This window comes from Clostridium sp. ATCC BAA-442 (genome assembly GCF_964239415.1).
Classification (GTDB): Bacteria; Bacillota; Clostridia; order Oscillospirales; family Oscillospiraceae; genus Flavonifractor; species Flavonifractor plautii.
In genome coordinates this window covers 16,209-24,382 of record NZ_CAXSQB010000006.1, presented here as the reverse complement: position 1 = coordinate 24,382, position 8,174 = coordinate 16,209, and the positions used below count along the sequence as shown (strand labels likewise).

Sequence of the window (8,174 nt, the reverse complement as noted above, 5' to 3'; positions counted from 1 at the left end):
GCGCGCTGCGCCGGGCCCCGTTTTTCGGCTTGCGCCGCCGTGCCCGCCGTGGTAAAATAAATTTCGTATGGACTCAGGAGGGGAACGGATACCATGCTGATTTTAGGCATAGACCCCGGCTTTGCCATTGTGGGCTTTGGGCTGGTGGAGGCCGATCGTGGCCGTCAGCGCCTGGTGCAGTGCGGCGCAATTACCACACCGGCAGGGGAGCCCCTGCCCGCACGTCTGCGGCAGATCGCCGACGATATGGACCTGTTGCTGGCCCAATTCCAGCCCCAGGCCATGGCAGTGGAGGAGCTGTTTTTCAACAACAATATTACTACGGGCATCGGCGTGGCCCAGGCCAGGGGAGTTCTCCTGCTGGCGGCGGAGCGCCGGGGGGTGCCCATCTTTGAGTATACCCCCAGCCAGGTCAAGCAGGCGGTGGTGGGCTACGGAAAGGCGGAGAAGCGGCAGGTCATGGATATGACCCGCCGTCTGCTGAATTTGAGCGCCGTTCCTAAGCCGGACGACGCCGCCGACGCGGTGGCCATCGCCCTGTGCCACGCCCGCTCGTTTACCTCCCGCCTTCAGAGCCCCGACGCGGCCCGCCCGGGCAGCGGGCGCTATGAGGTGCGGAAACAAGTGCGTTAGGAGAAGCAAAAACAATGTTTTATTATCTGAACGGCGTGGTGGCTCACATGGCCCCCTTTCTGGCGGTCATCGACTGCGGCGGGGTGGGCTATGCCTGCCGCACCACCAACAACACCCTGTCCCATCTGCAAAAGGGGAAGCCGGCCAAGCTCTATACCCACCTGAATGTCCGTGAGGACGCCATGGAGCTGTTCGGCTTTTCCACGGAGAATGAGCTCAACTGCTTCCAGCTCCTCACCTCGGTGTCCGGTGTTGGGCCCAAGGCTGCGCTCTCCATCCTGTCTGCGGCCACACCCGAGTCCCTGGCCATGAGCATCATCACCGGGGACGAAAAGGCCCTGACGGTGGCCCAGGGCATCGGGAAAAAAATCGCCCAGCGCATCATCCTGGAGCTGAAAGACAAGCTGGCCAAGGGACAGATCGCCCCTGGAGGCGAGAGCTATGGCGGCACCGGCGTCACGGTAATCCCGGAGAACAAGTCCAGCGAGGCCGCTGCCGCCCTGGCAGTGCTGGGCTACAGCCAGAGCGAGATTGCCGTAGCTCTCAAGGGCATTGACGTGGACGGCCTTGCCCTGGAGGAGATCATCAAGCAGGCGCTGAAAAGGATGGTCAAGAATTAACGTCGGGCTAAAAATGCGCTTGGGGAGCGGTTCATTTTTATTGCACGCATCTACGTCAGAATGAGGAAGTGAACATACTTGAGCATTGACTTTTCCGATACCGGGTTTGAGACCCAGGAGCCGCTCGTCACCACATCGCTGACGCGGGATGACGAGAACGAGGGTTCCCTGCGCCCCAAGACCCTGCGGGAGTATATCGGGCAGGAGAAGGCCAAGGGCAACCTGGAGGTCTTTATCCAGGCCGCCAAAATGCGGGGGGAACCCCTGGATCACGTCCTGCTTCACGGCCCGCCCGGCCTGGGCAAGACCACCCTCAGCGGCATCATTGCCAACGAGATGGGGGTCAATATCCGCATCACCTCCGGCCCCGCCATTGAGAAGCCCGGCGATCTGGCCGCGCTGCTCACCAATCTGGCGGAGAACGACATCCTCTTTGTAGACGAGATTCACCGGCTCAACCGCTCGGTGGAGGAGATTTTATACCCGGCCATGGAGGACTTCGCCATCGACATCATCATCGGCAAGGGGCCCTCGGCCAACTCCATCCGGCTGGATCTGCCCCGCTTCACCCTGATCGGCGCTACCACCCGGGCAGGGCAGCTCTCCGCACCCCTGCGGGACCGCTTCGGCGTGACCCTGCGCCTGGAGCTCTACACACCGGAGGAGCTGGCGCAGATTGTCACCCGGTCGGCCGGCCTGCTGGACGTTCCCATAGAGTCGGACGGCGCAATGGAGATCGCCCGCCGCAGCCGCGGCACACCCCGCATCGCCAACCGGATGCTGCGCCGGGTGCGGGACTTTGCCCAGGTGAAGGCCGGGGGTGTGATTACCCGTCCGGTGGCAGACCAGGCGCTCACTGCACTGGAGGTGGACCACCTGGGGCTGGACGCCGTCGACCGGCGGATGCTCGCCAGCATCATTGAGCACTACGGCGGCGGCCCGGTGGGCCTGGAGACCCTGGCGGCGACCATCAACGAGGAGGCAATTACCCTCGAGGACGTCTATGAGCCCTATCTGATGCAGATGGGTTTTCTCACCCGCACCCCCCGCGGGCGCTGTGTCACCCGTCGGGCCTACGAGCACTTGGGCCTGACCGTGCCCGGCGGGGCCTGCGGACTGGAGCAGCTCTCGCTGTAGGGGGGAGCTGGGTGAAAAAGAACCCCCTGGTTCCCATCCTGGGCGGCGGTGTAATCGCGGCGCTCGTTCTGGGCGTTATGGCGGTAATTGTGCTGGTGGACGCCGGGCTGCTGCATCTGCTGGGCGTCCGCTGCGACTCCTTCGGCTGGCTGGTGCTCTATGTTCTGGTGGAGGCGGTGCTCGGCCTGCCCCTGGAGCTGTTCACCGCTGGCCTGACCAAGGCGCTGGTCAAGCTCGGCTGGGCCAGTCCCCGTCTGGCCAATCTCCTCTACATCCCGCTGGACGCCCTGTGCACCGTCTTTGCCTTTTGGGTGGCCGATATGCTTATGGAGCCGGTGGAGGCTAACCTCCTCGCCGTTTTGGTGGTGGGGCTGTTGTCCGCCCTGTTCTCCAGGCCGGTGAAACAGGCGGTGCGGCGGAAGAAAACGCCGCTGGAGGGGGAGCATGACCAAGCGAATGACGATCGACTGAACTGATAAGAATGAGGTGGCTATCGAATATGGGTAAATTATTTGGAACCGACGGCATCCGCGGTGTCGTCAACGACGGACTGGACGCCATGCTGGCCTTCCGAGTGGGCATGGCCGCCGCGCAGGTGATGACCCGGGAGAAGGGAGGCGGACAGCCCCGCTTCACCATCGGAAAGGATACACGCATCTCCTCGGATCTGCTGGAGGGGGCGCTGATTGCGGGGCTGTGCTCCGCGGGGGCAGATGTGCTCCACCTGGGCGTGATTCCCACACCCGCCGTGGCGTGGATCACCGTGGACACCAAGGCGGATGCGGGCATCGTGATTTCCGCCTCCCACAACCCCTTTGAGCACAACGGAATCAAAATTTTCAACGGCCAGGGCTTCAAGCTCTCCGACGAGCTGGAGGGGAAGATTGAGGAAATTTTGCTGAACGATATCGCCGTGCCCCTCAAGACCGGCGGGGAGATCGGTCGGGTGATTTACGCCGATGAGAAGGAGTCCCAGGATTATATCGACCACTTGGTGTCCACCATTGGCTCCGAGCTGGCGGGGCTGCATATTCTGGTGGACTGTGCCAACGGCGCGGCCTCTTCCACTGCGGCCCGGCTGTTTGACCGGTTCCCCGACCTGCACACCGACGTGATTCACGCCGATCCCGACGGCGTCAACATCAATAACGGCTGCGGCTCCACCCACCTGGACCAGTTGAAAGCCATGGTGAAGGCGGGCGGGTATGATCTGGGCATCGCCTTTGACGGCGACGCGGACCGCTGCTTGATGGTGGACGAGACAGGAGAGGAGATCGACGGCGACCAGGTGATCGCCGCCTGTGGGCTGGCGCTGAAAGAGGCGGGGGAACTGGCCGGCGGAGCTATTGTGGGCACCGTTATGAGCAATCTGGGCCTGCACCGTTTCTGCAAGGAGCACGGCATTGGGCTGTTCTGCACCAGCGTGGGCGACCGCAACGTGCTGGAGAAGATGGAGGAGTGCGGCTATGTCATCGGGGGCGAGCAGTCGGGGCACACGATTTTCCGGCGCTACGCCACCACCGGAGACGGCCAGCTCACCGCGCTGCAATTCCTGGATCTGCTCTGCCGCTCCGGCAAGAAAGCCTCCGAGCTGGTAGGGGAGTGCAAACGCTATCCCCAGGTGCTCATCAATGTGCCGGTGGCCGATAAGGCAAAGAAGGAGGCCGTCCTGTCGGCCCCTGCGCTTCAAAGCGCCGTGGCGGAGCAGGAGGAAAAGCTGGCCGGAAACGGTCGTGTTCTGGTGCGCCCCTCCGGGACTGAGGCTCTCATTCGCGTGATGGTGGAGGCTCAGACCGAGCCTGTAGCGCGGGAGACAGCGGAGCTTTTGGCAAATGTAATAAAAAATCATGGATCTTAACGGGAAATTTTTGCGCAAAAGCTTGACAAATCCAGAATTATCCGCGTATAATGTATAAGGAGAACCGGTATGAAACCAGATCATATTCCTTTTCAGGAACTCACGGACGAAACGCTGTGCCGTTTGGCCGCCTCCGGCGACCGTGTGGCGGAAGAGCGTCTGGTCATGCGCTATAACCGCTTGGTGCGGATGTGCGCACGCCCCTATTTTCTGGCGGGCGGCGACAGTGAGGATCTGATTCAGGAGGGTATGGTCGGCCTGTTAGCCGCGATCCGAGAGTATGACTCCTCCAAAGCGGCTGTATTTCGCACTTATGCGGAGGTCTGTATCAAGAACCGCCTGTTCTCTGTGATAAAAGCAGCAGCGAGAGATAAGCACACACCGCTGAACAACTCAGTCTCGTTCGAAACCCCTCTTTTTAGCGGGAACGGAGATCGGTTTGCCTACCATGCGCCAGGCCGGCAGGTGGAAGACCCGGAGGAGATATTCCTCAGCCGGGAGTCCTTCCGGGAGCGGATGGAAACACTGATGGGCCAATTGTCCGGTTTCGAAGCAAGCGTACTTCGGTTGTATCTGAACGGTCTGTCCTATTCTGAAATCGCAGCCGAGGTAAATAAGTCCCCGAAATCGGTGGACAACGCTGTCCAGCGCATTCGGCGCAAGTTGGCACAGCAATCTTCATCTGGCGATGTCAGCGTAAGCTGAACGCAATATTACTGACCCAGCACAATCGGATCATCCGGACCTGGGCAACAAAGCAAAGAGAGGGTAAAATCATGTACGAAGACAAGACTCTGGTATGTAAGGAATGTGGCCAGGAGTTCGTGTTCACCGCCGGTGAGCAGGAGTTCTACGCCGAGCGCGGCTTCCAGAACGAGCCCCAGCGCTGCAAGGCCTGCCGTGATGCCCGCAAGGCCGCTTCCCGTGGCCCCCGCGAGTATTTCACCGCTACCTGCGCTGCCTGCGGCGGCGAGGCCAAGGTGCCCTTCGAGCCCAAGTCCGACCGTCCCGTGTACTGCAGCGACTGCTTCGCCCGTATGCGCGAGCAGGGCTAACAGCCAACTTGAAAAGGACGCCCACAGGGGCGTCCTTTTTTTGTCCGCTGATGTTAGGGAAAAGAAAACTGTGTCTTGAAAAAATCAGAAAAATAGGATATACTACTAATATCCTAGAATTTTGGAGGTATTACACCTATGGCTCAGATTACAAAAGATACGATTATCGGCGACATCCTGGATATTGCGCCTGAGACCGCGCCCATCTTCCTGTCCATCGGCATGCATTGCCTGGGCTGCCCCTCCTCCCGCGGTGAGACTGTGGAGCAGGCCTGCATGGTGCACGGCGTCGAGGTGGAGGAGCTGCTGGCCAAGATCAATGCCAGTGTGGCCGCCGCGCAGTAAAAGACTCCGGAACCAAAAAGGGGCGGCCCTCCGGCCGCGCCTTTTTTATCATGAGGTGATGCCGATGAGAACCGTTGAACTCACGCCCCGTCTGCGGTCGGTGGCCGAGCTGGTGCCCCGGGGGGCGCGGTTTGCCGATGTAGGAACCGACCACGCGTATCTACCGGTCTGGCTGCTGCAGCAGGGGAGGATTACCGGGGCAGTGGCCTCGGATCTGCGGCCGGGGCCGCTGGAGCGGGCCAGGGGCACGGCGGAGAAATACGGCCTGACCGGCCGGATGGACTTCCGCTTGTGCGACGGGCTGTCCGGGATACAGCCGGATGAGGTTAATACCATTGCCATCGCGGGGATGGGCGGCGAGACCATCGCGGCCATTCTGGCCGCGGCCCCGTGGACCTGGGAGCGGGAATGCCTGCTTCTGCTCCAGCCCATGAGCGCCCAGCCCTTCCTGCGCCGCTGGCTTCAGGCCCACGGCTATACCATCCGACGGGAGCTGCTGAGCCGGGAGGGGGACACCCTTTACACAACCTTTGAGGTGTACGCTGGACCCATGGCGGAGCTGACCCCGGCGGAGCTGTGGGCGGGGCGACAGACCAGGGGAGAGGGTTCCCCCCTGCGGTTGGCTTACCTAGACCGGCTGCTGCGGCAAACGGAGCGCGCGATAGCAGGGCTGAAGCGGTCCAAACGTCCGGAGGATGCCTCCCGCCTGGCAGAGCTGGAACAGGTACATCAGGGACTATTGGACATGAAGGAGGAGTGGCTGTCATGGCAACGGTGAGAGAGATTTATCAATATCTGGACGGACTGGCCCCGTTTTCTCTGCAAATGGAGTTTGACAACGCCGGTTTTCTGGTAGGCCGGGGAGAACGGACCGTGTCAAAGATTCTGGTCTCCCTGGATATCACGGAGGAGGTGGCGGAGGAAGCCGCCGAGCTGGGGGCTGAGCTGATCGTATCCCACCATCCGGTGATCTTCCGCCCGGCCAAATCCGTGACGGACGGCGATCCGGACGGACGGGTCCTGCTGGCGCTGGCGGAGCACAGGATCGCCGCCATCTGCGCCCATACCAACCTGGACGCGGTGTCGGGGGGCGTCAATGACGCCCTGGCCCAAAAGCTGGGACTGGTGCAGATTGAGCAGCTCCATCAGGACGGGGTGGATGGCTCCGGGCGTCCCTACGGCATCGGCCGGGTGGGCAGTACCACCGGCGCCCCCATGTATGCCCCCGCCTTTGCCGCCTTCGTCAAGGAGGCGCTGGGGGCCAACGGCGTGCGCTATGTGGACGCCCGCCGCCCGGTGCGCCGGGTGGCTGTGGGGGGCGGCGCCTGCGCCGACCTGCTGCGGGATGCCCTGGCCCTGGGGTGCGACACCTTTGTCACCGCCGACGTGAAGTATAATGGCTTCCTGGACGCCAAAGCCCTGGGAGTCAATCTGATTGACGCGGGGCACTATCCGACCGAGCAGGTGGTGTGCCCCGTTTTGGCCAAATGGCTGGCCGCCGGCTTCCCACAGGTGGAGATTCTTTCCACGAGCCGCCATAAGGAGGCCTTTTTATACCTGTAAGGGCTTGCAAAGACGCACAAATAGTGATAGACTAGTTCCGCTGATTTTCGATTGCAGGAAGGGAACGAATCAATATGTCAGGACATTCCAAGTGGCACAATATTCAGAAGACCAAGGGCGCGGCGGACGCCAAGCGTTCTCAGATATTTACCAAGATCGCCCGTGAGATGATCGTGGCGGTCAAGACCGGCGGCAGCGGCGACCCCAACAACAACTCCCGCCTGGCCACCGTCATTGCCAAGGCCAAGGCCGCCAACATGCCCAACGACAATATCAAGCGTACCATTGACAAGGCGCTTGGCTCCGGCAATGCCGACAGCTACGAGAACGTGGTGTACGAGGGCTATGGACCCTCCGGCGTGGCCGTAATCGTGGACGCGCTGACCGACAACCGCAACCGCACCGCTCCCGAGGTGCGCCACCTGCTGGACAAGTACGGCAAGGGCCTGGGGGCTACGGGCTGCGTGTCCTGGTCCTTTGACCGCAAGGGCGTCATCATCATCGAGAAAGAGGATCTGGACGAGGACACCGTGATGATGGACGCGCTGGATGCGGGCGCGGACGATATGCAGGTGGAGGAGGAGACCTTTGAGGTCTACACCGACCCCGATGCTTTCGGCTCCGTGCTGGCCGCCCTGGAGGAGAAGGGCTATACCTTCGTCCAGGCCGCCGTGGAGATGGTGCCTCAGAACTATGTCAAGCTGGAAAATGAGGACGACATCAAGAACATGGAGAAGCTCATTGATCTGCTGGAGGACAACGACGACGTACAGAACGTCTGGCACAATTGGGATCAGGAGTAACTTCAGACATTCAAAACGGAGGTCTGGCTTTGTCCAGACCTCCTGTTTATTCATAACTTTACCAAGGAAAATCCGACCTGCCATCTGACGCAATGCAACTTCAAGAGGTTCCAGAAGCGTTTCAGGTGTTGCCTGTCCGAAAAAAACGGCCCCCCCCCCC

General features: G+C 61.3%; 11 protein-coding genes. All 11 read left to right on the top strand.

What is annotated here, in order from left to right; all coding sequences use genetic code 11:
* The first annotated feature begins 93 nt into the window (after nucleotides 1–93).
* The gene (gene ruvC / locus ACESY8_RS04105) at nucleotides 94–633 is read left to right on the top strand and encodes a crossover junction endodeoxyribonuclease RuvC (protein ID WP_007487907.1); all 540 of its coding nucleotides are present in this window, start codon (nucleotides 94–96) and stop codon (nucleotides 631–633) included.
* A gap of 14 nt (nucleotides 634–647) precedes the next feature.
* Complete coding sequence (ruvA, locus tag ACESY8_RS04100) at nucleotides 648–1,253, top strand: Holliday junction branch migration protein RuvA (RefSeq protein WP_024724075.1); 606 nt, start codon at nucleotides 648–650, stop codon at nucleotides 1,251–1,253.
* A gap of 78 nt (nucleotides 1,254–1,331) precedes the next feature.
* A complete protein-coding gene (ruvB, locus tag ACESY8_RS04095) occupies nucleotides 1,332–2,390 on the top strand; it encodes a Holliday junction branch migration DNA helicase RuvB (protein WP_007487905.1) in 1,059 nt (352 codons plus the stop codon).
* Between the two features lie 11 nt (nucleotides 2,391–2,401).
* Entirely contained in the window at nucleotides 2,402–2,866 is a 465-nt protein-coding gene (locus tag ACESY8_RS04090) for a YrvL family regulatory protein (protein WP_009256843.1), read from the top strand.
* Nucleotides 2,867–2,889: 23 nt separating this feature from the next.
* Nucleotides 2,890–4,248: a phosphoglucosamine mutase gene (gene glmM / locus ACESY8_RS04085; RefSeq protein WP_054339240.1), complete on the top strand. Its 1,359-nt coding sequence runs from the start codon at nucleotides 2,890–2,892 to the stop codon at nucleotides 4,246–4,248.
* A 69-nt stretch (nucleotides 4,249–4,317) separates the two neighbouring features.
* Nucleotides 4,318–4,953, top strand: a complete 636-nt coding sequence (locus ACESY8_RS04080) for a sigma-70 family RNA polymerase sigma factor (RefSeq protein WP_054339239.1) — start codon at nucleotides 4,318–4,320, stop codon at nucleotides 4,951–4,953.
* A gap of 71 nt (nucleotides 4,954–5,024) precedes the next feature.
* A complete protein-coding gene (locus tag ACESY8_RS04075; protein WP_007487901.1) occupies nucleotides 5,025–5,303 on the top strand; it encodes a zinc-ribbon domain containing protein in 279 nt (92 codons plus the stop codon).
* Between the two features lie 138 nt (nucleotides 5,304–5,441).
* Nucleotides 5,442–5,648 (top strand): DUF1858 domain-containing protein, encoded by a 207-nt coding sequence (locus ACESY8_RS04070; protein WP_007487899.1) that lies wholly within the window; start codon nucleotides 5,442–5,444, stop codon nucleotides 5,646–5,648.
* Between the two features lie 64 nt (nucleotides 5,649–5,712).
* Nucleotides 5,713–6,426 carry a tRNA (adenine(22)-N(1))-methyltransferase gene (locus tag ACESY8_RS04065; protein WP_054339238.1) on the top strand — a complete coding sequence of 238 codons (714 nt, stop codon included), beginning with the start codon at nucleotides 5,713–5,715 and terminating at the stop codon, nucleotides 6,424–6,426.
* A complete protein-coding gene (locus tag ACESY8_RS04060) occupies nucleotides 6,414–7,211 on the top strand; it encodes a Nif3-like dinuclear metal center hexameric protein (protein WP_498794645.1) in 798 nt (265 codons plus the stop codon). The genes ACESY8_RS04065 and ACESY8_RS04060 overlap by 13 nt, the downstream gene beginning before the upstream one ends.
* Before the next feature lie 74 nt (nucleotides 7,212–7,285).
* Nucleotides 7,286–8,014, top strand: coding sequence for a YebC/PmpR family DNA-binding transcriptional regulator (locus tag ACESY8_RS04055; protein WP_007487893.1), 729 nt, complete (start codon nucleotides 7,286–7,288; stop codon nucleotides 8,012–8,014).
* The last annotated feature ends 160 nt before the right edge of the window (nucleotides 8,015–8,174 follow it).

Excerpts from the sequence above, each read along its gene's own strand:
- ruvC (WP_007487907.1), top strand. The coding sequence starts at position 94 with ATGCTGATTTTAGGCATAGACCCCGGCTTTGCCATTGTGGGCTTTGGG.
- ruvA (WP_024724075.1), top strand. The coding sequence starts at position 648 with ATGTTTTATTATCTGAACGGCGTGGTGGCTCACATGGCCCCCTTTCTG.
- glmM (WP_054339240.1), top strand. The coding sequence starts at position 2,890 with ATGGGTAAATTATTTGGAACCGACGGCATCCGCGGTGTCGTCAACGAC.
- ACESY8_RS04080 (WP_054339239.1), top strand. The coding sequence starts at position 4,318 with ATGAAACCAGATCATATTCCTTTTCAGGAACTCACGGACGAAACGCTG.
- ACESY8_RS04075 (WP_007487901.1), top strand. The coding sequence starts at position 5,025 with ATGTACGAAGACAAGACTCTGGTATGTAAGGAATGTGGCCAGGAGTTC.
- ACESY8_RS04070 (WP_007487899.1), top strand. The coding sequence starts at position 5,442 with ATGGCTCAGATTACAAAAGATACGATTATCGGCGACATCCTGGATATT.
- ACESY8_RS04065 (WP_054339238.1), top strand. The coding sequence starts at position 5,713 with ATGAGAACCGTTGAACTCACGCCCCGTCTGCGGTCGGTGGCCGAGCTG.
- ACESY8_RS04060 (WP_498794645.1), top strand. The coding sequence starts at position 6,414 with ATGGCAACGGTGAGAGAGATTTATCAATATCTGGACGGACTGGCCCCG.
- ACESY8_RS04055 (WP_007487893.1), top strand. The coding sequence starts at position 7,286 with ATGTCAGGACATTCCAAGTGGCACAATATTCAGAAGACCAAGGGCGCG.